The organism is Halodurantibacterium daqingense, from assembly GCF_042666235.1.
Taxonomy (GTDB): domain Bacteria; phylum Pseudomonadota; class Alphaproteobacteria; order Rhodobacterales; family Rhodobacteraceae; genus Halodurantibacterium; species Halodurantibacterium daqingensis.
The window spans coordinates 189,595-212,340 of the sequence record NZ_JBHTFQ010000003.1 but is presented as its reverse complement, the minus strand read 5'-3'; the positions used below and the strand labels follow the sequence as shown (position 1 = coordinate 212,340).

The 22,746-nt window shown below is 66.4% G+C and carries 19 protein-coding genes and 1 tRNA gene; 9 read left to right on the top strand and 11 right to left on the bottom strand.

Annotated features, from left to right (window positions below; all coding sequences use genetic code 11):
* Positions 1-20: 20 nt before the first annotated feature.
* The 4 genes from ACFQXB_RS07195 to meaB all read right to left on the bottom strand — a co-directional run bounded on the left by ACFQXB_RS07195 (position 21) and on the right by meaB (position 2,357).
* Positions 21-494, bottom strand: coding sequence for a copper chaperone PCu(A)C (locus ACFQXB_RS07195; RefSeq protein ID WP_377401353.1), 474 nt, complete (start codon positions 492-494; stop codon positions 21-23).
* Between the two features lie 37 nt (positions 495-531).
* Entirely contained in the window at positions 532-882 is a 351-nt protein-coding gene (locus ACFQXB_RS07190; RefSeq protein ID WP_377401350.1) for a hypothetical protein, read from the bottom strand.
* 95 nt (positions 883-977) lie between these two features.
* Positions 978-1,271, bottom strand: coding sequence for a 50S ribosomal protein L28 (gene rpmB / locus ACFQXB_RS07185; RefSeq protein ID WP_377401347.1), 294 nt, complete (start codon positions 1,269-1,271; stop codon positions 978-980).
* 69 nt (positions 1,272-1,340) lie between these two features.
* Positions 1,341-2,357, bottom strand: coding sequence for a methylmalonyl Co-A mutase-associated GTPase MeaB (meaB, locus tag ACFQXB_RS07180; RefSeq protein ID WP_377401344.1), 1,017 nt, complete (start codon positions 2,355-2,357; stop codon positions 1,341-1,343).
* A 149-nt stretch (positions 2,358-2,506) separates the two neighbouring features.
* On the opposite strand from meaB, the gene ACFQXB_RS07175 reads away from it, so the two are divergent.
* Together ACFQXB_RS07175 and hrpB are read left to right on the top strand one after the other, a co-directional pair.
* Positions 2,507-3,220 carry a DUF3108 domain-containing protein gene (locus ACFQXB_RS07175; protein WP_377401341.1) on the top strand — a complete coding sequence of 238 codons (714 nt, stop codon included), beginning with the start codon at positions 2,507-2,509 and terminating at the stop codon, positions 3,218-3,220.
* 7 nt (positions 3,221-3,227) lie between these two features.
* The gene (gene hrpB, locus ACFQXB_RS07170) at positions 3,228-5,687 is read left to right on the top strand and encodes an ATP-dependent helicase HrpB (RefSeq protein ID WP_377401338.1); all 2,460 of its coding nucleotides are present in this window, start codon (positions 3,228-3,230) and stop codon (positions 5,685-5,687) included.
* Positions 5,688-5,694: 7 nt separating this feature from the next.
* Here hrpB and argF read toward each other — a convergent pair whose 3' ends face one another.
* Both argF and ACFQXB_RS07160 read right to left on the bottom strand, forming a co-directional pair.
* Positions 5,695-6,621, bottom strand: coding sequence for an ornithine carbamoyltransferase (gene argF, locus ACFQXB_RS07165; RefSeq protein WP_377401335.1), 927 nt, complete (start codon positions 6,619-6,621; stop codon positions 5,695-5,697).
* Position 6,622: 1 nt separating this feature from the next.
* Positions 6,623-7,798, bottom strand: a complete 1,176-nt coding sequence (locus ACFQXB_RS07160) for an aspartate aminotransferase family protein (RefSeq protein WP_377401332.1) — start codon at positions 7,796-7,798, stop codon at positions 6,623-6,625.
* Between the two features lie 388 nt (positions 7,799-8,186).
* On the opposite strand from ACFQXB_RS07160, the gene ACFQXB_RS07155 reads away from it, so the two are divergent.
* The 4 genes from ACFQXB_RS07155 to ACFQXB_RS07140 all read left to right on the top strand — a co-directional run bounded on the left by ACFQXB_RS07155 (position 8,187) and on the right by ACFQXB_RS07140 (position 13,323).
* Positions 8,187-8,798, top strand: coding sequence for a 50S ribosomal protein L25/general stress protein Ctc (locus ACFQXB_RS07155; protein WP_377401329.1), 612 nt, complete (start codon positions 8,187-8,189; stop codon positions 8,796-8,798).
* Positions 8,799-9,039: 241 nt separating this feature from the next.
* On the top strand, positions 9,040-9,831 hold the full coding sequence (gene otsB, locus ACFQXB_RS07150; RefSeq protein ID WP_377401326.1) for a trehalose-phosphatase: 792 nt from the start codon (positions 9,040-9,042) through the stop codon (positions 9,829-9,831).
* A 27-nt stretch (positions 9,832-9,858) separates the two neighbouring features.
* A complete protein-coding gene (otsA, locus tag ACFQXB_RS07145) occupies positions 9,859-11,271 on the top strand; it encodes an alpha,alpha-trehalose-phosphate synthase (UDP-forming) (RefSeq protein WP_377401323.1) in 1,413 nt (470 codons plus the stop codon).
* Positions 11,272-11,334: 63 nt separating this feature from the next.
* A complete protein-coding gene (locus ACFQXB_RS07140) occupies positions 11,335-13,323 on the top strand; it encodes an AsmA family protein (RefSeq protein WP_377401320.1) in 1,989 nt (662 codons plus the stop codon).
* A 636-nt stretch (positions 13,324-13,959) separates the two neighbouring features.
* On the opposite strand, the gene ACFQXB_RS07135 is transcribed toward ACFQXB_RS07140, so the two are convergent.
* The gene (locus tag ACFQXB_RS07135) at positions 13,960-14,586 is read right to left on the bottom strand and encodes a GcrA family cell cycle regulator (RefSeq protein WP_377401317.1); all 627 of its coding nucleotides are present in this window, start codon (positions 14,584-14,586) and stop codon (positions 13,960-13,962) included.
* 143 nt (positions 14,587-14,729) lie between these two features.
* Between ACFQXB_RS07135 and ACFQXB_RS07130 the strand changes: the two genes are divergently transcribed.
* Positions 14,730-15,557: an ABC transporter permease gene (locus ACFQXB_RS07130; protein ID WP_377401314.1), complete on the top strand. Its 828-nt coding sequence runs from the start codon at positions 14,730-14,732 to the stop codon at positions 15,555-15,557.
* Here the strand turns inward: ACFQXB_RS07130 and ACFQXB_RS07125 are convergent.
* Both ACFQXB_RS07125 and trpA read right to left on the bottom strand, forming a co-directional pair.
* Complete coding sequence (locus ACFQXB_RS07125) at positions 15,554-16,717, bottom strand: alpha-hydroxy acid oxidase (RefSeq protein WP_377401311.1); 1,164 nt, start codon at positions 16,715-16,717, stop codon at positions 15,554-15,556. The genes ACFQXB_RS07130 and ACFQXB_RS07125 overlap by 4 nt on opposite strands.
* A 135-nt stretch (positions 16,718-16,852) precedes the next feature.
* A complete protein-coding gene (gene trpA, locus ACFQXB_RS07120; RefSeq protein ID WP_377401308.1) occupies positions 16,853-17,644 on the bottom strand; it encodes a tryptophan synthase subunit alpha in 792 nt (263 codons plus the stop codon).
* Between the two features lie 153 nt (positions 17,645-17,797).
* On the opposite strand from trpA, the gene ychF reads away from it, so the two are divergent.
* Entirely contained in the window at positions 17,798-18,895 is a 1,098-nt protein-coding gene (ychF, locus tag ACFQXB_RS07115; RefSeq protein WP_377401305.1) for a redox-regulated ATPase YchF, read from the top strand.
* Positions 18,896-19,620: 725 nt separating this feature from the next.
* On the opposite strand, the gene ACFQXB_RS07110 is transcribed toward ychF, so the two are convergent.
* Complete coding sequence (locus ACFQXB_RS07110; RefSeq protein ID WP_377401303.1) at positions 19,621-20,412, bottom strand: MipA/OmpV family protein; 792 nt, start codon at positions 20,410-20,412, stop codon at positions 19,621-19,623.
* 762 nt (positions 20,413-21,174) lie between these two features.
* Positions 21,175-21,262: transfer RNA gene (locus ACFQXB_RS07105), tRNA-Ser, on the bottom strand.
* Positions 21,263-21,584: 322 nt separating this feature from the next.
* Between ACFQXB_RS07105 and ACFQXB_RS07100 the strand changes: the two genes are divergently transcribed.
* Positions 21,585-22,745: a D-alanyl-D-alanine carboxypeptidase family protein gene (locus ACFQXB_RS07100; protein WP_377401300.1), complete on the top strand. Its 1,161-nt coding sequence runs from the start codon at positions 21,585-21,587 to the stop codon at positions 22,743-22,745.
* The last annotated feature ends 1 nt before the right edge of the window (position 22,746 follow it).

The following is a 22,746-nucleotide window of genomic DNA, read 5'->3' as shown; positions in this document are numbered from 1 at the left end:
GGTGCGGCCGAAGCCCGCCGTCAGTGGCTGTGGACGGGGCGCTGCGCCGGCATATCCTGTCGCTCGAGATCCACGGGTATCTCTACCTCAAGTTCGCCCGATTGTTCGAAGATCAGCGTCACGCTGACCGCGTCGCCATGATCCAGCGGCGCGGTGAGGCCCAGGAACATCAGGTGATCGCCGCCCCGGGACAATGCGTGTTCCTCGCCTGCGGGGATGAGGATTCCGTCCTCGATTTCAACCATGCGCATCACGCCGGCATCATCCTGGGTGTGGGTGTGGATCTCCAGCCGTTCTGCCGCGTCCGAGCGGGCCGCGATCAAGCGGTCGTCGATGGCACGGTGGTTTTCGATCACCATGAAGGCGGCGCCCGATTTGGCACTGGGGCCGGAGACGCGCACATAGGCATCGCGCACCGCCATCCCGTCATGGGCAACCGCCGGCACGGCAAGGGCCGCCAGCGCGGCGGCAACCAGGGTTCTTGCAATAAGCATCTGTCATATCCTGTTCTCGTGTCTTGAATCGAAAGGTTCAGGACCAGACAGGAGGATCGCGGGCACGGACGGGCCCGGGAATGAGATCGTCGGGCAGGCGCGGCGCCGGAAGACGTAATTCGGCCGCCCGGGCCGCATCACTGGGCAACGGCAGCGCTGCAACAACAGGCGCCGAAGCGAGCGTTCCCATGGTGCAGTCGGGACAGATATGACCGGCCCCCGTTGGCCGCCCCCGGGCATCAAGATAGACGGTCGCCTGCCCATGTTCGGTGCAGATTACCAGTTCTTGTGCCCCGGCCATTTCGCCACGGGCAACGGCCATTGCCCCGCCGGTGCCGATCAGCACCAGGCACAGAAGAAGGGCCAGAAAGGGTCGCAGCGCAGCCATGAGCGAAAGCTGTAATCGATCGCGCCTGCCGGCAAAAGTCAAAATGCGAAAGCCCCGCCAAGGCGGGGCTGCGACACTTTCACCGGCAGTCGGGTTCAGGCTGCGGCCTGCGCCTGCGCCTTGGCGATCTCTTTCTTGATCTTCAGCGCCTTCGCCGAAAGCTCTTCGTCCTTCGCCTTGGCGAGGAAGGCGTCAAGCCCGCCACGGTGGTCGACCGAACGCAGGGCGGCGGCCGAGATCCGCAGCTTGAACGACTGGCCCAGCGCGTCGGAGATCAGCGTCACCTCGTTCAGGTTCGGCAGAAAGCGGCGACGGGTCTTGTTGTTGGCATGGCTGACATTGTTGCCAGTCATGGGGCCTTTTCCACTCAGTTCGCAAACGCGCGACATGGTCTTGATCCTTGTCCAAATTCCACAGGGGCGCGGCCGGTGGCACACCCCGAATTCCATCGGGGCCGTTTACGGGCAATCGGCGGGGGCGTCAAGCGATTCATCCCCCGGATTATCAAGCAGGGCAAGAACGCGCGCGGCCGCAGCGCCCGGCGTCGTGCGCCCCTCGGCGACACTTGCGCCGATCCGCGCCATCCGGGCACGCTGCACCGGATCCGCCGTCAGCCGCTGCAGAAGCCCCTGGCGCACCTCTTCCTCGAACCAGTGCCGCGCCTGCTCGCTGCGGCGTGCCGCCCAGAAGCCGTGATCCCTTCGCCAGTCCGCCAGAGCCTGCATCCTGCGCCAGGCCTCCTGCAGGCCCAGCGCATCAAGCGCGGAAACGGTCATTGCCAGCGGATAACCCTCTGGATCCTGCGGCCGCTTGCGCAGCAGACGCAGGGCGCCGGCATAGTCGGCGCAGGTGCGCTGCGCCGCGGCCTTCAACTCTCCATCCGCCTTGTTTACAAGGATGATGTCCGCAATCTCCATGATCCCGCGCTTCACCCCCTGCAACTCGTCTCCGCCAGCGGGCGCCAGCAACAGCACGAAGAGATCGCACATTTCGGCCACCAGCGTTTCAGACTGACCCACGCCCACCGTTTCGATCAGCACGATATCGAAGCCCGCCGCCTCGCACAGGGCCACGGCTTCGCGGGTCCGGCGCGCCACACCGCCCAGCTCGGTCTGGCTGGGCGATGGGCGGATGAAGGCGCGCGGATCGCGGCTCAGCCGTTCCATCCGCGTCTTGTCGCCCAGAATCGAGCCGCCGGAGCGGGTCGACGAGGGATCCACGGCGAGCACCGCCACACGCAGACCCTGCCCCGTCAGCATCTGGCCGAAGGTCTCGATAAAGGTGGATTTTCCGACCCCTGGCGTGCCGGAAAGACCGATACGAAGGCTTTGCCGGCCAAGCCCGGCCAGCTGTTCCAGCAACGCACGGGCCGCCTGGCGATGGTCGGGCCGGCCGCTTTCGACCAGCGTGATCGCGCGGGCAAGCGCCCGGCGGTCACCCGCAGCAACGCCCTGCGCCAGATCTGTCGTGTCCATCCGGGCCTCTCCGATTACGAAACTGTCACCAATGGTGAGCCATCGGGGGATTGATGCCCCGGGGCTGAGGTGTATGTCCAGCATGTTGGCCCGGCCCATGCCGGATGCTGCCGCTTGCGCTGGCGGGCGGATGCACGAAAGGACGGATCATGCTGAAACGCCGCATTCTTGCCCTGACCCTTGCCATTGCCGCCTCGGGCCCGGCCTTGGCCTATGAAACGCAGGCAGCGTTCGACCTCAACATCCTTGGGTTGCGCGCCGGCACCTTCGTCTATTCCGCGGTCGAGCGCGACGGCCAATACGCCGTGAACGGTCGCATGGAAAGCGCCGGCATCATCGGTGCCATGCGCAAGATCCGCTATGACGCTGCCGTCCGGGGGATTGTAAGCAACAACCGTTTCGTGCCGGTCAGCTACGAAGGGTCCAGCGACACGGGACGGCGGCAGTCGGCATCGGCCATGGAATTCCGCAACGGCGTGCCGCAGGTCATGAGCTATTCGCCGCCGCGCGAACCCGATGCGCGCGATGTCGATCCCTCTACGCAGGCCGGCACCGTCGATCCGCTGACCGCCCTCTTTGCCGCGCTGCGCGACATCCCCGAGGCACAGGCCTGCACGCATCGGATCGCGATATTCGACGGCCGCCGCCGCAGCGAAGTGGCGATCGGCAACCGCCGGGAGGCCGATGGTCGCGTCACCTGCACCGGCGAATACCGCCGCGTTGCCGGCTATTCCGAGCGCGAGATGAGCGAACGCCAGACCTTCCCCTTCCGTATCACCTATTCGCTGAGCGACGATATCGCCCGCGTGCAGGAGGTGACGATGGACTCGGTCTATGGACGGGCGGTGCTGCGCCGGCGATAAGGGGCGCGTGACCGACGCCCTGCCGATTGATTCCGTTCTGCCCGACCTGATCGACGCGCTGCGCCGATCCGGCAGGGCCGTGTTGCAGGCCCCGCCCGGCGCGGGCAAGACAACGCGCGTGCCGCTTGCGCTGTTGCACGCTGGCCTGGTGCAAGGACGGATCATCATGCTGGAACCGCGCCGGCTGGCCGCACGCGCCGCCGCTGAACGCATGGCGGAAACACTGGGTGAACCGGTCGGCGCCACGGTAGGCTACCGGATCCGCGGCGAGGCGCGGGTCAGCGCCGCCACGCGGATCGAGGTTGTCACCGAGGGCATCCTGACCCGGCAGATCCAGTCCGATCCGGGACTGGAAGGCGCGGGCGCGCTGCTGTTCGACGAATTCCACGAACGCTCTCTCAACGCCGATCTCGGGCTCGCCCTAGCCTGGGAGGTGCGCAATGCCCTGCGCGCGGATCTTCTGCTGCTTGTGATGTCGGCGACGCTGGATGCCGCACCGGTGGCGCAGCTTCTGGATGATGCGCCCATCCTGACGTCGGAAGGGCGGGCCTTTCCCGTCGAGACGCACTGGCTGCAGCGCCCCGTCCCGAAGGAACGCCGGCTGGAAAGCGCCACGGCCGATCTGATCGTCGAGGCGCTGGAAAGTACCGAAGGCGGGCTTCTGGCCTTCCTGCCCGGCGAGGGCGAGATCCGGCGCGTCGAAGCCGCACTGGCCGGAAGGGTTCCCCCGGGAACAAGCCTGCATCCGCTGTTCGGCGCCATGGACTTCGCAGCACAGCGCGCGGCGCTTGCCCCCGCGCCCACAGGTCAGCGCAAGGTGGTGCTGGCAACCTCGATCGCCGAGACCTCGCTCACCATTCCCGATGTGCGGGTTGTCGTGGACGCCGGCCGGGCACGACGGGCGCGTTTCGACCCCGGGTCAGGGATGACCCGGCTGGTGACCGAACGGGTCACGCGCGCCGAGGCCGAGCAGCGCCGGGGGCGGGCGGGCCGCGTGGCGCCGGGGGTCTGCTTCCGGCTCTGGACCCGGGGCGAGGAAGGCGCGCTGCTGCCCTACCCGCCGGCCGAAATCGAGGCCGCCGATCTGGCCGGGCTTGCGCTGGAACTGGCCTTGTGGGGCGGGGCCGAAGGGCTTGCCTTTCTCAGCCCGCCTCCTGCCCCCGCCCTCAGCGAGGCGCGAAGCCTGCTGCGGGATCTGGGCGCGCTGGACGGATCGGGCCGTATCACCGACCATGGGCGCAGGCTGGCGGCCCTCCCCCTGCACCCGCGGCTTGGTCACATGATGCTCGTCGCCGGGCGCGATGCGGCCCCGCTTGCCGCGTTGCTCGCCGATCGGGATCCGTTGCGGGGCGCACCGGCCGACCTTGCGCTGCGGCTTGAGGCGCTGCGCGATCCGCGCGCCTTTGCGCAGCGCCGCCCACATCAGATCAATCGGGCCGGCCTCGACCGCATCCGTGCCGAGGCGGGGCGGCTCGCCCGGCTTGTCGCGGCCAGAGATGGCTTTACGGCCGCCGAAATGGCGGCGCTTGCCTATCCGGACCGGATCGGCTTGCGCCGCCGGGGCGATGCGCCCCGCTACGTCCTCTCTGGCGGCAAGGGCGCCGTATTTGCGCCAGACGATCCGATGGGCCGGGCCCGGCTGATTGTCGCAACCGATCTGGACGGGGACAGCCGCGAGGCACGAATCCGTCAGGCGCTGGAGATTTCCGAACCCTCGCTGCGCAAGCTTTTCGCCAAGGAGATCCGCGGGCACGATATCTGCGAATGGTCGTCCCGCGAACGCCGGGTGCTGGCGCGGCGTCAGGAACGGCTGGGTGCTCTCGTGCTTGATGATCGGGTGTGGCCGGATGCCCCGACCGAGGCGATCGCCCGCGCGGCGCTTGCGGGGGTGCGCGACCTCGGCCTTGATCTGTGCGGCATGTCCGATGCCGCCCGTCGGTTCCGCGCAAGGGTCGATCTTCTGCGCAGCCAGGGTGCGGATCTGCCCGACATGAGCGATGCCGCCCTCCTTGCCCGCGCCGAGGACTGGCTTCTGCCCCATCTTGGCCGCTGCCGCTCGGAAGGCGATCTGCGCGCGCTCGACCTTCTGGAACCGCTGCGCCAAAGCCTGAGCTGGGATCAGATGCAGGTGCTGGACCGGCTGGCGCCCGCACATTTCGAAACCCCGCTGGGGCGCCGCGTGCCGATCGATTACGACGGCCCCGCCCCGGGGATCACGCTCCGCCTGCAAGAACTGTTCGGCGTCACCACCCACCCCACCGTGGGGCCTGCCCGGATGCCACTGCGCATCACGCTGCTGTCGCCGGGCGCAAAGCCTGTGCAGGTCACCATGGATCTGCCCGGATTCTGGAAAAGCTCGTATCTGGACGTGCGCAAGGATATGCGGGGGCGCTACCCCCGCCATCCCTGGCCCGAAGATCCGACGGTCGCAGATCCGACGCTGCGCGCCAAGCCGCGCGGCACCTGAAGCAGGCTCAGACCCCCAGGCACCAGCGCATGACCGCCTTTTGCGCGTGCAACCGGTTTTCCGCCTCGTCGAAGATTACCGAATGCGGGCCGTCCATCACGGCACTGGTGACCTCATCCTCACGATGAGCCGGCAGGCAGTGCATGAACAGCGCATCGGGCTTGGCCCGCGCCATCAGCGCCTCGTTCACCTGATAGCCGCGCAGCTGGTTGTGGCGCCGTTCACGCATCGACTGGCTGTCATGCATCGACACCCAGGTATCGGTGACCACGAGGTCGGCCCCCTCGACCGCCCGCGCCGGGTCACGCTCGATTTCGACCTGCACGCCTTGGGCGCGGGCAAGTGCGACGAACTCGGGTTCCGGGTCAAGCGTTTCGGGTCCGGTGAAGGTGAAGTCGAAGCCGAACTGCCCTGCCGCATGAAGGAACGAGGCGCAGACGTTGTTGCCATCGCCCGACCATACCACCTTGCGGCCGCGGATGGGGCCGCGGTGTTCCTCGTAAGTCAGGATGTCGGCCATGATCTGGCAGGGATGGGTGCGGTTCGTAAGGCCATTGATGACCGGCACATCGGCATATTCCGCCATTTCCTGCAGCACCGTCTCCTCGAAGGTGCGGATCATGATCATGTCGACATAGCGCGACAGCACCCGGGCGGTATCGGCGATCGTTTCGCCATGGCCAAGCTGCATCTCCTTGCCCGACAGCACCATCGTCTGGCCACCCATCTGCCGCACGCCCACATCAAAGGACACGCGCGTCCGGGTCGAGGGCTTCTCGAAGATCAGCGCCACCATCCGTCCGGCAAGTGGTTGTTCGGCATCGGGCGTGCCCTTGGGCAGGCCGTTGCGCGCCCGTTTCATTGCCGCAGCCTGGTCGATGATCGCGCGCAGGTCAGCCGCAGTCGTCGTGTGAATATCCAGGAAGTGATTCACGTCACTGCCCCCCGAAATGTGCCGCAGTGCGATCAATCCGGGCGACCGCTTCGGCCAGATCGGCTTCCGAAATATTGAGCGCGGGCAGAAGCCGGATCACGTTATCCGCCGCCGGAACCATCAGCAGGCCTTCGTCATAAGCAGCCTTGACCACATCAAGGTTCGGCACCCGGCATTTGAGGCCCAGCATCAGCCCCAGGCCGCGCACTTCCTCGAAGACGTCGGGATGCGATGCCACCAGCCCTTCAAGCCGCTGCCGGAAGAAGCCGGCCTTGCGGCTGACCTCGGCAAGAAAGGCCTCGTCCGCGACAATGTCCATGACGCGTGCGCCCACGGCGCAGGCCAGCGGATTGCCGCCATAGGTCGAGCCATGGCTGCCCACGCCCATTGCCGATGCCGCCTTTTCAGTCGCCAGCACCGCCCCCAGCGGGAAGCCGCCGCCGATGCCCTTGGCCACCATCATGATATCCGGCGTGACGCCCGACCATTCATGCGCAAAAAGGCGGCCTGTCCGGCCCATGCCGCACTGGACCTCGTCAAAGACCAGAAGGGCGCCCGTTGCATCGCAAAGCGCGCGCAGTGCCCGAAGGAACGCATCGGGCAGCACACGGATGCCGCCTTCGCCCTGCACCGGCTCGATCATCACGGCGGCGGTCCGGTCGCTGATCGCGGCCTTCAGCGCCTCCAGATCGCCATAGGGAAGCTGGCGAAACCCGGGCATGAGCGGCCCGAAGCCCTTGGTCATCTTCTCTGACCCCGCAGCCGCGATCGCCCCTGTCGAGCGGCCATGGAAGGCACCCTCGAAGGCGATGATCTCGATCCGGTCCGGCGCGCCCTGGTCATTCCAGTACTTGCGGACCATCTTGATCGCAAGCTCCGCCGCCTCGGTGCCGGAATTGGTGAAAAAGACGGTGTCGGCAAAGGTTTTCTGCACCAGCGCATCCGCCAGCGCCTGCTGCTGCGGGATCTGGTAAAGGTTCGACACATGCCAGACCTTGCCCGCCTGTTCGGTCAGCGCCTCGACCAGCGCGGGGTTTGCATGGCCCAGCACGTTGACGGCGATGCCGGCGCCAAGGTCCAGAAATCGGCGCCCGTCCTCGGTGATCAGCCAGCTGCCCTCGCCTTTTGCAAATGACAGCGGCGCGCGGTTGTAATTGGGAAGTACCGAGGGGATCATGCGATGGAATCCTGTTGTTAAGGCCCAAGACGTGCCAAAGCCACAGGCACAAGTCAACTTGGGCGGTCGGCATCAGATCAGAGAGGGGTGGGCATGCGCGCAGCGCGCGCGGGATCGGACGTCAGACGCGGGTGGTGCGTCGGCGTCGCAGCGTGCGGGAAAGGAAAACGCTGTTGATCATGCTGCTGGCCTTATCGTCCGCCTGCCGTCCCGTCCAGTGAAATCTGTCCCGGCCCGCAGGGCGCTTGCGCAGCCTGCCGCATGGATGCCACATCCGCACCGCCGCCTGCGTATTTCGGCTTTGCAAGGCCGCGAATCTGCCCTATAGGCGCAGGTTCACGCGGGCATGCACCCTTGGAGGATGTCCGCATAACCTAGGAGAACCTCTATGGCTGGTGAGATCCCTGATCTTCACGCCGAGGTACGGACGGGGACAGGCAAGGGGGCCGCTCGTCAAGCTCGTCGTGAGGGCTACGTACCCGGTATCGTTTATGGTGGCGGCGCAGACCCGCTTCCCATCAACATCAACTACAACACGCTTCTGAAGCGCCTGAAGCAAGGCCGCTTCCTTTCGACCCTGTTCAACCTCAAGGTCGAAGGTCAGGAAGACGTGCGCGTCATCTGCCGCAATGTGCAGCGCGACGTGGTGAAGGACCTGCCGACGCATCTTGATCTGATGCGCCTGCGCCGGACAAGCCGCATCAACCTGTTCATCCATGTCGATTTCATCAACCACGAACAGGCGCCCGGCCTGAAACGTGGCGGCACGCTGACCGTGGTGCGCCCGGAAGTCGAACTGGAAGTGACCGCGGGGGATATCCCCGACCACATCACCGTTGATCTGAGCGGCCGCAACATCGGCGACGTCATCCACATCAGCGACGTGGAACTGCCCGAAGGTGTGAAGCCCACGATCGACCGGAACTTCGTGATCGCCAACATCACTGCCCCGTCGGGACTGCGTTCCGCGGATGCGGAAGAAGGCGCCGAAGCGGAATAAGCGACCCGTCGCCACCCGCGGCATGGCAGAGACCCGGCGCAGCCTTGCGCCGGGTCTTTTCGTCTCTGGACAGAACCGGCCAGAGAATGGCCGTGCGTTCCTCGCCACCGCCGCTCGGCCTCAGACGCCCCTGACACGATCACGCCGCACGTCGCGCCCGCCGACCGCCTGCCACGATTCCGGGTGCAGAAAAAACACCCTCAGGGTTGTGTTGCGCCAGCGACGCGCTAATCTTTTCGCCATGACAGACAAAGATCCCCTCTTTCCCCAGACCGGCGCGGAGGGCGAGCCTTTGCTTGCCGCGCTGGCCCGTGCGCCCCATGAATGGGCGCTGTTTCTCGACATCGACGGAACGCTCCTTGATCTGGCGGAAACACCGGACGGCATTGTGGTGCCCCCGCGTCTCCCAGACGTTCTGCAGGCGCTGACCCGCCATCTTGGCGGCGCGCTGGCGCTTGTCACCGGTCGTCAGGTGGCGCTGGCGGACCGGCTTTTCACCCCGCACCGCTTTCCCATCGCCGGCCTTCACGGCGCCGAACGGCGCGGCAGTGACGGCACGCTGATCCCCGCAGACCGCCCGCCCGCCCTTGATGATATCCGCGCCGAACTTGCCCGCGCCCCCGCGGCCCTTCCCGGCGTCCTGTTCGAGGACAAGGGTGCGGCCCTCGCGCTTCATTATCGCCAGGCTCAGGGAACTCGCGACAGGGTTGCGGCGTTGATGGAGAAGCAGCTGGCCCGGATAGGTGAAGGTTGGGAGCTTTTGCACGGTAAGATGGTGGTCGAACTGCGTCCTGCAGCCAAGGACAAGGGCCGCGCGCTGCGCGCCTTCCTTGACAGCGAGCCCTTCGCGGGGCGCAAGCCGCTTGCCATCGGGGATGATGTGACTGACGAGGCGATGTTTGCTGCGGCAAACGCGCTGGGAGGAACATCCATCCGCATCGCGCCTCCAGATCAAGACACCGCCGCGCTTGCGACGCTTCCCACGCCGGAGCGGCTCCGGCAGATCCTGGAGGAGATCGCCCATGAACGCTGAGCATCGACGCAAGCACGAGGGCCGCCCATGAGCCGCCTGGTCGTCGTGTCCAACCGCGTTCCCCTGCCTGACAAGGCTGGCAATCCGCCGGCAGGCGGACTCGCGGTTGCGCTGCATGCGGCGTTGCGGGAACGGGGCGGCATCTGGATGGGCTGGTCGGGAAAATCGACCGGCGAGGATGAACCGGGGCCACTCAGCATCCGCGAGAACGGCGCAATCCAGTACGCGCTGACAGACCTGACCGATCGCGACGTGGCTGAATACTACAACGGCTTCGCCAACCGTGTGCTCTGGCCGATCTGCCACAGCCGCATCGACCTGACGGAATATGCGCGACGGGAAATGGCGGGGTACTTCCGGGTCAACCGGCTGTTCGCCGACCGGCTTGTGCCGCTGCTGCGACCCGACGACGTGATCTGGGTGCATGACTATCACCTTATCCCGCTGGCCGAGGAACTGCGCCGCCGCGGTGTGCGCAACCGGATCGGCTTTTTCCTGCACATCCCCTGGCCGCCCGCCGACATCTTCTTTTCGGTTCCGGTTTACGAGGCCATCCTGCGCGGGCTTTGCGCCTATGATGTCGTGGGCTTCCAGACCGATTACGATGTGGAGAACTTTGCCGGCTGCCTGCGCCGCGAAGGCGTGGGCGAACCCCTGGGTGGAGGCAGGTTCCGCGCCTTTGGCCGCAGCTTTGTCGCGGGGGACTTTCCGATCGGAATGGAAACCGCAGAATTTGCCGCCATCGCCGCCAAGTCCCCCGATGATCGCCGCATCCGTGAAATGGCACGGTCCCTCGGTGGGCGCGATCTTCTGATCGGGGTGGACAGGCTTGATTACTCGAAGGGCATCCCCCAGCGCATCGAGGCCTATGAACGGTTCCTGCGCAGTGCGCCGGAATACATGGGCAAGGTGATCTATCTGCAGGTCACCCCGGCCTCACGGTCGGAAGTACCGGAATACGCCTCGATGCAGGAAACCGTTGCCTCCGAGGCGGGGCGGCTGAACGGAGCGCTGGGCACAGTTGACTGGGTGCCGATGCGATACATCAACCGATCCATCCGGCGGCCGGTGCTGGCGGGTCTTTACCGGCTGGCAAAGGTGGGCCTTGTCACCCCCTTGCGGGACGGGATGAACCTTGTGGCGAAAGAGTTCGTTGCCGCGCAGGATCCCGAGGATCCGGGCGTTCTGGTCCTGTCGCGCTTCGCGGGCGCGGCGCGGGAACTGGACAGCGCCTTGCTGATCAATCCCCATGATGCCGAAGGCACCGCGAAGGCCATTCAACGCGCCCTGTCAATGCCGCTGGACGAACGCCGCGAGCGCTGGGACCACATGATGAAGCGGCTTCTGAGCCATGACGTGGTGCAGTGGTGCGCGGATTTCATGGCGCATCTGGAGCCTCCGACGCACCGTTTCCTGCCGGAACCGGCCCCCGCAGCCTGACGGCCTTGTGCTGCCCCGGCGGTCTTGCCACACTCGGCCGTGGAAACTGCCCGGAGGCTGAGGATGCGCTGGCTGCTGCGATTGGTGCTGACCCTTGTGACGGCGGTGATCCTGCTTGCCGCGCTGGCATTCCTGCTGCCGCGTGACCGCATCGCCACGGCGGTGAGCGAGCGCCTGGCAGCGGCAACCGGGCGCACGATCACCATCGAAGGCCCGTTGCAGCCCACGATCTGGCCGGTGATCGGCCTTCGCAGCGGGACTTTGCGCATCGGCAATGCCGACTGGGCCAGCCAGAGGCCGATGCTGCAGGCCGGCGCAATCGACATCGGCCTCGATCTTGCCGCGCTCTGGCGCGGGGATATCGTGATCCGCCGCCTTCGGTTGCACGACGCTGACATCCATCTGGAGCGCGACAGCACCGGGCGCGAGAATTGGCGCCTTGCGCCCCAACCGGCCGCAGCGGCCGCTATCCCTGCAACGCCCGTGCAGCCCCCCGCGCGCCCGATCACCCTCGACGAGGCACAGCTGTCGGGCAGCCGCATCACCTTCGTGGATCGCGCGTCGGATACCGTGCTGCGCGCCGACGATCTCGATCTGCGCCTCGAGATGCCTGGCACCGATGGCCCGGCGCGCCTCGAGCTCAGCGGTCGCCTTGAAGGCCAGCCCCTTGCCCTGCGCAGCGAGATCGCCGACCCCGCCGCGCTGATCCAGGGGCAGGCTTCGGCTCTTGCGCTTGACATGGCGTTTGCAGGGGGCCGGATGACCTTCCGTGGTCGCGGCGGGCTTGATCTGGCAGCCGAGGGGCAGATCGATATCGACGCCCCCGCCCCTGCACGTCTTCTCTCTGCCTTCGGACAGCCCGACGTCGCCCTGCCTGCGGCAGCGGCAGGACCGATGCGGCTGGTTGGCACTCTGAACCGGACGCGGACAGGAACGCTCGGTCTTCGGGATGCGACAGTGACTTTGAGCGCGAACCGCTTTCGGCTTGACGCACAGCTGCATCCCGGCGCGGACCGGCCGTTCCTCGACGCCACGATCAGTGCCGAGGCGCTTGATTTTTCGTCCGGTCCGGTGGCGCCGGCTCCTGGCTCGGCCGCCGGGGCGGCGCCAGCAGCGCGGGGATGGTCCACAACCCCCATCGATATCGCGCCCCTTGCCTGGCTGGATGCCGATCTGCGCCTCTCCGCGCAAAGTCTCCGGCTGGGCGAGCTGCAGGCGGGCCCGGTACAGATCCGCGCAAGGCTTGATGCGGCGCGCGCCGTTCTGGACCTGCAGGAGATTCAGCTTCTGGACGGCACTCTGGGCGGCGAGTTCGTGATCAACGGGCGCGGCGCGCTGTCGGTCGGGGGCAACCTTGTCGCATCGGAGATCGGGATGCAGCCGCTGCTTGCCACCCTCGTCGGGCAGGATCGACTGATTGCCCCGCTCAGCGGCAGGCTCCGGTTTCTTGGCTCGGGCCCTTCGGTTGCGGCGATCATGGCCAGCCTCTCGGGCGAGGGTGCGTTTGCACTGGGACAGGGTGCGATCGTCGGGCTTGATCTGGTCGGCATGCTGCGCAGGCTGGACATGTCCTATGTCGGCGAAGGGTCGCGCACGATCTTCGACAGGATCACCGGCAGCTTCACCATCGCCGAGGGCGTCTTGCGCAACGACGATCTTGCCTTCTCGGCGCCGCTGATGCAGGCGACGGGAAGCGGGCGGATCGACCTCGGGCCGCAGCAGCTTGACTACCGTCTGGTGACCACTGCGCTTGCCCGGGAAGATGGCAGCGGCGGCCTGCGTGTTCCCTTCCTGATCGACGGGCCCTGGGCCGATCCGAGGATCCGCCTTGACCTCGAGGGGATCGCCCGCGGTCGCGCCGAAGAAGAACGCCGCGCCCTTGAAGCACGCGCCGAAGCCGAGGCGCGGCGCCGATTGGAGGAGCTCGGCGTCGAGGCGCGCGAGGGCGAGCCGCTGGAAGACACCGCCCGCCGCGCTCTGGAAGAAGAGGCCCGGCGGCTGCTGGAAAACGAGGTGAGACGCGGGCTGGGGCGTCTGTTGGGCGGCAACTGACGCGGGGCCGCAGGGACCTGCACCTGCCCGCAGGCCACCGACGCCTGCGCCCCGCCGGACCTTCGCACGGGCCGGCGTCCCGAGCACTCCACATGAACCGGGCGACCGGTCGCGGAACCACGCTGATGAAGTGATCCTTCAGTGACATGACCGCACCACCACGCACGCGGATCGGAAATTTGCGGGCGCGCCCTGTTGCGCCGGGCGCGCCCCGCACGCTCTGGCACAGGCATCGGCCGCGCCAACGAGGAGGTCGGCAGCGGATGATCTTGGCCTGGCCATCCTGACCCCTGCTGTGAACGGACCGCCACTCGCAGCCGGAAAGCCGGGGTTGCGCTGCTTTCGATGCCGAACCGGCGAAGGCACGGTCACCCCGACCAGGGACCTGGCACGACCTTTGCGGCCCGGCCGCATCGCGGCTGCGCGCAGGCGGCATCCGGACTTCCCCCCGCGGCGTTGTTCCCCGCCCGCCGCGGGCACCCACGGGCCGGGCGACCCGCCAAGGCGGGCCGAGAGGAAGGAACGGATTCCGAAAACCCGGTGGTGCAACTGCTTGGGCGGCCGGCATGCCGACCTCGCCGAGAGCATGAGCCGCACCGGCTAACCCCAAGCGACGCCGATTTTCCTTTGGGCAGCTCAGCGGCGGCGGTCGCGCCGCGATGACATCGGCTGGAACGCCACCCCGACATGAGCGTCGCAATAGGGCTTGCCCGCCTGGCTTGGCAGACCGCAAAACCAGAAATCCTCGGTCGCCGGGTCGCCGATCGGCCATTTGCAGGTCCGTTCGGTCAGTTCCATGAGCGTGAGCCGGCGCGCCTTCTTCTCCACCTCGCGCACCGAAGCCAGCGCCTCGGGGCTGATTTCGTTCGCCGAGGGCTGCGGCGGCAGCGGTTGGCCTGCCGGCACGATCACGCGCCGCGCGGGTTGTGGCACCGGCGGTGCGACGCGCGGCTCTTCCCGCTCGGCGCGGACGGGTTCGGAAGCGGGCTCCACGCGCTGCGGCTGCGGCGCCGGCCGGGGCGCGGCCGCCGGACGTGGCGCTGCGGCAGGTTCAGGCTGTGCGGCGGCCGCAGCCACAGGTTCGGCCAGATCTTCGTCAGGCTTTCCGGCACCGCCAACGCGGTTCGAGAGGCCCAGCCGGTGGACCTTGCCAATGACGGCATTACGCGTCACCCCGCCAAGCTCCTTGGCGATCTGGCTGGCGCTCTGGCCTTCCGCCCACATCTTCTTGAGCGTCTCGACGCGCTCGTCGGTCCAGGACATTCATGGCCTCCGGGTTTCTGCTCATCCCGGGCGGCGACCTGCACGGCCGCATCACCTTGGAGAAATCTGTTAAGCCCCTATTTTAGTCGGGACGGTCCGAGATACAAGCACCGGACCGCGAATTCAAGACAAAGGGGCATGTGATGCAACCGAGTGGCCAGGACCTGGGACGGCAACCGATCGAGATGGGGGTACGCCGCTTTGGCCGGATCAACTGGCTGGGCATGAAAACGCTGGCGATGCGCGAGATCCTGCGCTTCCTGACCGTCTGGTCGCAGACGCTTGCGGCGCCGCTGATGACGGCCGGTCTGTTCCTTGCGGTCTTTGCGCTGGCAATCGGCCCTTCACGCGGCGAGGTGATGGGCGTGCCCTTCATCCAGTTTCTTGCCCCCGGCATCCTGATGATGACGGTGATCCAGAACGCCTTTGCCAATACATCATCCTCGATCGTCATCTCGAAGGTGCAGGGCAACATCGTCGACACGTTGATGCCGCCGCTTTCGGCTGGCGAACTCGTCGCGGGCTATGTGGCCGGCGGGATCGCGCGGGGCCTCTTCGTCGCGCTGGCAATCGGGCTGGTCATGGTGCTCGCGCTCGGGATGGGCATCGCGCATCCGCTCTGGGCCCTGGGCTTCGTGTTGCTGGGGGCCGCGATGCTGTCGGCCATCGGCATCATCGCAGGCGTCTTTGCCAACAAGTTCGACCAGATGGCCGCGATCACGAATTTCATCGTCACGCCGCTGTCGTTCCTGTCAGGCACCTTCTATTCGGTGGAGACGCTGCCCGAGCCGATGCGCACGATCACCCACTGGAACCCGATCTTCTACCTGATCGACGGGCTTCGCTATGGGGTGATCGGCCGGTCCGACAGCGCGCCGGAAATCGGCCTGGCCGTCTGCGGCGCCTTCACCACAGCCCTGCTGGCGCTGTGCTGGTACTGGTTCCGGACCGGCTATCGCCTCAAGCCCTAGTGCCACTCCCCCTCGAAATCCTTTGGCACAAGTAGATTGTGGCGCCCCAGGTCATGGACGTCACGCTCGCCGCAGAGCGCCATCGAGATATCAAGCTCGCGGTGGATCACTTCAAGCGCGCGGGTGACGCCAGCCTGGCCAAGGGCCCCCAACCCATAGACGAAGGCACGCCCGATATAGGTGCCGCGTGCCCCCATCGCGACGGCCTTGAGCACATCCTGACCCGAGCGGATTCCGCCATCAAGATGCACCTCGACCCGGTCCCCCACCGCGTCGAGGATCGAGGGCAGTACCCGGATCGACGACAGCGCCCCGTCAAGCTGCCGCCCGCCGTGGTTCGAGACGATGATCGCGTCCGCCCCCACTTCGGCGGCCATGCGGGCATCTTCGGCATCGAGGATCCCCTTGAGGATCAGCTTGCCGCCCCACTCCTCTTTCAGCCGCGCAACCTTGGACCAGTCGAGCTGCGGGTCGAACTGCTCGGCCGTCCAGCTGGACAGCGACGAGGCATCGGCCACGCCCTTGGCATGGCCAACGATATTGCCGAAGAACCGCCGTTTGGTGCCCAGCATCCCCATGCCCCAGCGCCATTTGGTCGCGAGGTTCATCATCGTGGGCAGCGTCAGCTTGGGCGGCGCAGAAAGGCCGTTCTTGAGATCACGGTGGCGCTGGCCGAGGATTTGCAGATCAAGCGTCAGCACCAGCGCGGAAACCCCCGCTGCCTTGGCCCGCGCCAGCGTCCGGCTGACAAAATCCTGATCCTTCATCACGTAAAGCTGGAACCAGAACGGCTTGGTCGTATGCGCGGCGACATCCTCGATGGAACAGATCGACATCGTCGAGAGCGTGAAGGGCACGCCAAAGGCCTCGGCCGCGCGAGCGGCAAGGATCTCGCCATCGGCATGCTGCATGCCCGTCAGCCCCACCGGCGCAAGCGCCACCGGCATCGCCACCTCTTCGCCGATCATCGTGGAGCGGGTGGACCGGTTCAGCATGTCCACAGCCACGCGTTGCCGAAGCCGGATCTTTGCAAAATCGGTGGTATTTTCCCGGAAGGTCTGTTCGGTCCAGCTGCCGGATTCAGCATAGTCATAGAACATCCGGGGGGCGCGACGCTGATAGATCTGGCGAAGGTCTTCAATGCAGGTGATGACGGGCATGGATGCTCTTTCGGTGCAACTGGTCAATTATGATTACCAATCGGTGCCTGTTCACGCAATGGGCAGCAGCATCTGGTGGTGGCCCCGTGAAAAAGGCCCGCGCAGTGGCGGGCCCTTTCGACGGATCAGCAGGCGTCAGGCGCGGTGGGCGCCCGCCGCCAGCGCCCGGACATGCGCCAGCACATCCGCGACCGACCGCCCCTCGCCGATCAGCTTGACGATGGCCGAGCCGACGACACAGCCATCGGCCACCCCGGCAATCGCCTGCGCGGATTCGGGCGTAGTGATGCCGAAGCCCACGATCACGGGAAGATCGGTCGCCGCCTTGATCCGTGCAACTTCCGGCGCGACATCGGCCGCCTGCGCCGCCGCGGCGCCGGTGATGCCGGTGATCGAGACATAGTAGACAAAGCCGCTGGTATTGCGCAGCACGGTGGGCAGGCGCTTGGCATCCGTGGTTGGCGTGGCCAGACGGATGAAGTTGAGCCCCGCCGCCTGCGCCGGCAGGCACAGTTCGTCATCCTCTTCCGGGGGCAGATCGACGATGATCAGCCCGTCGATCCCGGCCTCGCGGGCCTCGGCCAGGAAACGCTGCACGCCGCGGCTGTAGATCGGGTTGTAATAGCCCATCATCACGATCGGCGTCCGGTCATCGCCCTGGCGGAAGTCCCGCACCATCTGCAGGGTTCTCTCCAGCGTCTGCCCGCCTTCAAGCGCGCGCTGGCCGGCAAGCTGGATGGTCGAGCCATCGGCCATCGGATCGGTGAAGGGCATCCCCAGTTCGATCACATCCACCCCCGCCCCCGGCAGGCCCTTCATGATGGCAAGCGAGGTCTCCACGTCCGGATCACCTGCCATGATGTAGGAAACGAAGGCCTTCCGGCCCTCGGTCCGCAGCCTTGCGAAAGTGTCGTCGATTCTGGTCATGGCGCCCCGCCCCGTCGCTGTTTCAGCGGGTTTGCGGCATGGCGGGCCGAAAATCAATGGCAAGTCCGCAGAACCTCGGGCGCCCGCGCTTGACCTTGCCCCACCCCGCCCCCTAGATGCGCCGCAGATCCGCTGAACGGGAAAGGGTGCGTCATGGGCTTCAAGATGGGGATTGTGGGCTTGCCGAATGTGGGCAAATCGACGCTCTTCAACGCGCTGACGCGGACGGCGGCGGCACAGGCGGCGAACTTTCCGTTCTGCACGATCGAGCCGAACGTGGGCGAGGTCGCCGTTCCGGACGCGCGGCTTGACCGGCTGGCGGCGATTGCCGGCTCGCGCCAGATCATCCCGACGCGCATGACCTTCGTGGATATCGCGGGGCTTGTTCGCGGTGCATCCAAGGGCGAGGGCCTCGGCAACCAGTTTCTGGCCAATATCCGCGAATGCGATGCCATTGCCCATGTGCTGCGCTGCTTCGAGGATGGCGACATCACCCATGTCGAGGGGCGCGTCGATCCGGTGGCCGATGCCGAGACGATCGAGACCGAGCTGATGCTTGCCGATCTGGAAAGCATCGAACGCCGCCTTGCAAACCTTGCGCGCAAGCTGAAGGGCGGCGACAAGGAAGCGCTTGCCCAGGACCGCCTGCTGCGTGCCGCCCTCGCCGCGCTGGAAAACGGCAAGCCCGCGCGCACCGTTGCCATCGACGAAGAGGACCGCAAGTCCTGGTCGATGTTGCAGCTTCTGACCGCCAAGCCCGTGCTCTACGTCTGCAATGTCGAGGAAGCGAGCGCAGCCTCCGGCAATGCCCAGACCGCGCGCGTGGCCGAAATGGCCGCAGCGCAAGGTGCGGCCCATGTGGTGATCTCGGCCCGGATCGAGGAGGAGATCAGCCAGCTTGACCGCGAGGAGGCCGAGATGTTCCTTGGCGAGATGGGGCTGGAAGAGCCAGGACTCGACCGTCTGATCCGGGCGGGCTATGCGCTTCTGGGCCTGCAGACCTACTTCACCGTCGGCCCGAAAGAGGCCCGCGCCTGGACGATCCGCAAGGGAACCCTCGCCCCGCAGGCCGCCGGCGTGATCCACGGTGATTTCGAACGCGGCTTCATCCGCGCCGAGACGATCGGCTATGACGATTATGTCACGCTGAACGGCGAACAGGGCGCCAAGGAAGCCGGGAAGATGCGGGTTGAAGGCAAGGGCTATGAGGTGAAGGACGGCGATGTCCTGCACTTCCTGTTCAACGCCTGAGACACCGGCATTTCCGTAACGGCAGGCGACTGCGGGCCGTTCCTCGGGCATTTCAAGGCGGACGTGACCTTGGCGGGATTGGCGTCTCGCACCGCATTCCCGTGAGGGCGCGGTGCGCGGTAGCCGGTCCACGAGAGTCGTCCGCGTCTGGTTCGCGGCGCCTTCCCGGACCTTCACCGCGGCTCATGTCCTGCCAGCTGAACCGCAGAAGTGCCAGCCGGGCAAAAGCGCGCCGCGCCAGTTCCGACGTCTGGCACCAAGCACGGGCCGTGCCCATCGCCAGAAGCGACACGACGAAAGGCGCCAGGGCCGGGCGGGACTGCCGCCGCCCGGCGCGATCTGCATCGTCACCACAATCGCGCAGAGCTTCAACAGACGCCCACCTTCACCTCGAACCGGCGTCCACCGGCAGGCCGGCTGCCGCAATCCGGCCAACCGCACCGGACGCATCGGCAAGCGACGGATGATGCGCGGGCGGCCCGAGGGGCGCAGCGTCGTCGCTGCGGGGGCGCCCGGCACGGCTGCGCAACGAACCACCTGACGCCGGATCACCAGCGCGGGCGCCCCCAGGAACGCGGCCCCGACAGCGAAGGGGCTCCGCCCCATGCACGGCTACCGCCCCTTGCCGAACGCGATCCCGTGCGGGTCCGATCCACCTGCGGCCTTGGTCGCTTGTCGTGTCGGGATGGTCGGACCGCCGCGCAGGCATCGGGCATGGCCGCGGCTCAGCCGCCCAGCTGAAAGCTGCGAGACAGACCCAGCGTCACGCCGAACTGATCCTCGCTCCCCTGGCGGGTGATGGGCGAGCGTCGCGCATCACCCTGAAGACGGTCCCAGCTGGCCGTTCCCACCAAGGCCCATCGGTCATTGAAGGCATAGCGCATCCCCAGCTCAAGCCCCACCGAAACCACCCCGCCCGAAGGCCGGTAGGCATCGAAGGCCGAAGCGACCGCCTCGGCCTCGGACACGCCGAAATAGGTGCGGGTAAAGCGGCTGCTGGCAAGATCGACCCGCGGGCCCGCGTGAATCAGAAGGGCGTCCGAAATCCGGAAGAGCGAGTCGAAACCAAGTTCTCCAACCAGGCTTTCGTGCCCGATGACACCATAACGAAGGTTGCCGAACACCCGCCAGTCGGGACCGACATAGCCGACGCCGATGCCGATTTCGAGCGCACCATCGATATCCTCGAGCCCGAAAAGTTCGGGATGATCGTCGGCAGTGCGTTTCTTGATATAGCGGAACGATCCGCGCAGGATCCTGCCCTCGTCGAAAGGCTGCGATCCGGGCGTGCCGATGACAAGGCCGTTGGGAAGTGAAAGCGAGCCGAACGCAAAACCGATATCCGGGCCGACACCATAGCTCTCGGAGCCGAAGTAGTCGGGCGCAACCTCAACCCCCCCGCGCAGCGAAAAGGCAAAGCCGCCCGAGGTCTGAGCCGTCGCCCCGCCAGCGAGCAGCAGCACGGCCGCAATGGCACCAATGACGTGCCACGCAGTCGTTTCGATGAAGGCATTCATCCAGGGTCTCCTGATTCCGAAGGGTGACGACCGTTCCAGCAGAAGCAGATAGCTGGCGCAGACCGCTCCGCAACACGCCGCTGCGGGTTTCTTTGCTCCGTCACAGCCCCGCCACACCTCGGTGCCTGCAACCCCTGATCCTCATCGCCCTTCGCCCCCGCCGCGACACGCGCCCCCCCTGCTCTGCGACTTGCCTGCCTGCGGTCGCGGCAGGCGCTTCGGACTGCAGCAGTGAAGGGTTCGGTCGGGTGACACCACCGCCCGATACGGAAACGCGGCGATAGGTGTCGGCGCCACACCAGCGCCACCCCCACAACCATCGGAGCAACGCGGGAAAGGGTCGATCGCCTGGACTACGGGAAAGACGACCGGACGAGAGAACGGATATCGAGACTGCGCGCCGTAACGCCCCGCGAGATCGTTGAGCTTTTGCAGACCGAAAGAGTCAGGCTGCAGGGTCTTCTGGAAGCGCGGGAAAACCGTGCCCGTTTTACGACGTCACGCGCGTGGTGCGGGTGCCTCGCAGCCTCGGTGATGACAACGCGGCACGCGGCCCGGGGTTGAGCTGGATCCATTGATCGGAGCGCAAACTGCTTTGCGCACTGCACAGGGCCAGCAAGCCACTCGGCACAACCCGGATGACGGCTCGGCCGGACGATCGATCGGTTCTGCATCCGCACATTCGGGCGCCGCGGCAATGGCGCGAGTGCAGATCCGAGGCTCCGTCACGACTTAAGGATTGCGGCCCGTTACGGCGAAAACTGGCGGAAGCGGTGAGATTCGAACTCACGGACGGTTGCCCGTCGCCGGTTTTCAAGACCGGTGCAATCGACCACTCTGCCACGCTTCCGCATCAGGCCCTTGCCAATGGCACGCGACATAGCGGCCGGCATGTGATTCTGAAACCCCCCAGCGCGGGATCCGCCCAAGCCGCAGAAGGCGGGGTCTGCCGCAACAAAGAAGTGAAGGCGAAGGCGGAAGCCGCGCCGAGCATCGGCTTTTCTTGACCGCCCGGGCAGGCTATGATCCCTTCCGTCCGGAAAACCCCGGGCAACGACACTGGCCCGGGACTTGACAGAGTGAGGCGACAAAGGCGCAATCGGCTTGCGTCTGATGCGTTTTCTGCTGCCGATGGCCGGCGTGACAGTCATAGAAAGTGAACGACCACACCCATGTTCCAACGCCTTCTTCCCCTGCTTGTCCTTGCCCTCGCAGCCCTTGGCGCAGCCATCCCGGCACAGGCCGCGTTCGAAACCCGCGCAACCGCAGCCTATGTGGTGGATCAGACCACCGGCACCGTGCTTCTGGACAAGAACGCGGACGAGGCGCTACCGCCGGCTTCGATGTCCAAGTTGATGACACTCAACATGCTGTTCGAGGCATTGCGTGACGGGCGGGTCACGATGGACACGACCTTCAGCGTGTCCACCCGCGCGCGCAACATGGGCGGCTCGACCATGTTTCTCAACGAGATGGACCGGCCCACGGTGCACGAGCTGATCCTCGGGATCATCGTGAATTCCGGCAACGATGCCTGTGTGGTGGTGGCAGAAGGGCTCGCGGGCAGCGAAGAGGCCTTCGCACGGCTGATGACTGAACGCGCACAGGCGCTCGGGATGGTCAACACGACCCTGAAGAACTCCTCAGGCTGGCCGGCCGATGGGCACCGCATGTCGATGCGCGATCTCGGCATCCTGACCATGCACCTGATCAACGACTTTCCCGAGGAATACAAGTTCTTCAACGAACGGGAATATGACTACAAGGACCGCGCGCCCAGCAACCGCTTCAACCGCAACCCGCTGTTCCGGCTGGATATCGGCGCCGATGGCCTGAAGACCGGCCACACCCAGGAAGCCGGCTATGGCCTTGTGGGATCGGCGGTTCAGGGCGACCGGCGGGTGATCTTCGTGATCACCGGGCTGCAGTCGGATCAGGAACGCGCCGAAGAGGCCGAGCGGATCGTCAACTGGGCCTTCCGGCAGTTCGTGCAGAAAACGGTCGCCCGCGCCGGTGAGCAGATCGGCGAGGCCGAGGTCTGGTTGGGCGAGGAAACCCGCGTCGGCCTGACGGTGGATAGCGACCGCCAGGTGCTGGTGCCGGCGCTCGTTCAGGACGGGCTCGAGGCGCAGATCGTCTATCATGGTCCGGTTCAGGCGCCGATCGCGCAAGGGCAGCGGCTTGCGGAACTGGTGATCAGCCACCCCGAGATGAGCGAATTGCGCATCCCGCTGGTTGCAAGTCGGGCCGTCGAGCGAGGCGGCTTTGTGGCCAGGTTGCGCACTGCCTCGGGGGTGCTCTTGCGCCGCGCGGCGGGCGAGGCCGGGTTCTGAC

Excerpts from the sequence above, each read along its gene's own strand:
- ACFQXB_RS07140 (WP_377401320.1), top strand. The coding sequence starts at position 11,335 with ATGCGCTGGCTGCTGCGATTGGTGCTGACCCTTGTGACGGCGGTGATC.
- otsA (WP_377401323.1), top strand. The coding sequence starts at position 9,859 with ATGAGCCGCCTGGTCGTCGTGTCCAACCGCGTTCCCCTGCCTGACAAG.
- ACFQXB_RS07195 (WP_377401353.1), bottom strand. The coding sequence starts at position 494 with ATGCTTATTGCAAGAACCCTGGTTGCCGCCGCGCTGGCGGCCCTTGCC.
- ACFQXB_RS07130 (WP_377401314.1), top strand. The coding sequence starts at position 14,730 with ATGCAACCGAGTGGCCAGGACCTGGGACGGCAACCGATCGAGATGGGG.
- ychF (WP_377401305.1), top strand. The coding sequence starts at position 17,798 with ATGGGCTTCAAGATGGGGATTGTGGGCTTGCCGAATGTGGGCAAATCG.
- ACFQXB_RS07155 (WP_377401329.1), top strand. The coding sequence starts at position 8,187 with ATGGCTGGTGAGATCCCTGATCTTCACGCCGAGGTACGGACGGGGACA.
- ACFQXB_RS07190 (WP_377401350.1), bottom strand. The coding sequence starts at position 882 with ATGGCTGCGCTGCGACCCTTTCTGGCCCTTCTTCTGTGCCTGGTGCTG.
- rpmB (WP_377401347.1), bottom strand. The coding sequence starts at position 1,271 with ATGTCGCGCGTTTGCGAACTGAGTGGAAAAGGCCCCATGACTGGCAAC.
- ACFQXB_RS07175 (WP_377401341.1), top strand. The coding sequence starts at position 2,507 with ATGCTGAAACGCCGCATTCTTGCCCTGACCCTTGCCATTGCCGCCTCG.
- trpA (WP_377401308.1), bottom strand. The coding sequence starts at position 17,644 with ATGACCAGAATCGACGACACTTTCGCAAGGCTGCGGACCGAGGGCCGG.
- otsB (WP_377401326.1), top strand. The coding sequence starts at position 9,040 with ATGACAGACAAAGATCCCCTCTTTCCCCAGACCGGCGCGGAGGGCGAG.
- ACFQXB_RS07110 (WP_377401303.1), bottom strand. The coding sequence starts at position 20,412 with ATGAATGCCTTCATCGAAACGACTGCGTGGCACGTCATTGGTGCCATT.
- meaB (WP_377401344.1), bottom strand. The coding sequence starts at position 2,357 with ATGGACACGACAGATCTGGCGCAGGGCGTTGCTGCGGGTGACCGCCGG.
- ACFQXB_RS07160 (WP_377401332.1), bottom strand. The coding sequence starts at position 7,798 with ATGATCCCCTCGGTACTTCCCAATTACAACCGCGCGCCGCTGTCATTT.
- ACFQXB_RS07125 (WP_377401311.1), bottom strand. The coding sequence starts at position 16,717 with ATGCCCGTCATCACCTGCATTGAAGACCTTCGCCAGATCTATCAGCGT.
- ACFQXB_RS07100 (WP_377401300.1), top strand. The coding sequence starts at position 21,585 with ATGTTCCAACGCCTTCTTCCCCTGCTTGTCCTTGCCCTCGCAGCCCTT.
- ACFQXB_RS07135 (WP_377401317.1), bottom strand. The coding sequence starts at position 14,586 with ATGTCCTGGACCGACGAGCGCGTCGAGACGCTCAAGAAGATGTGGGCG.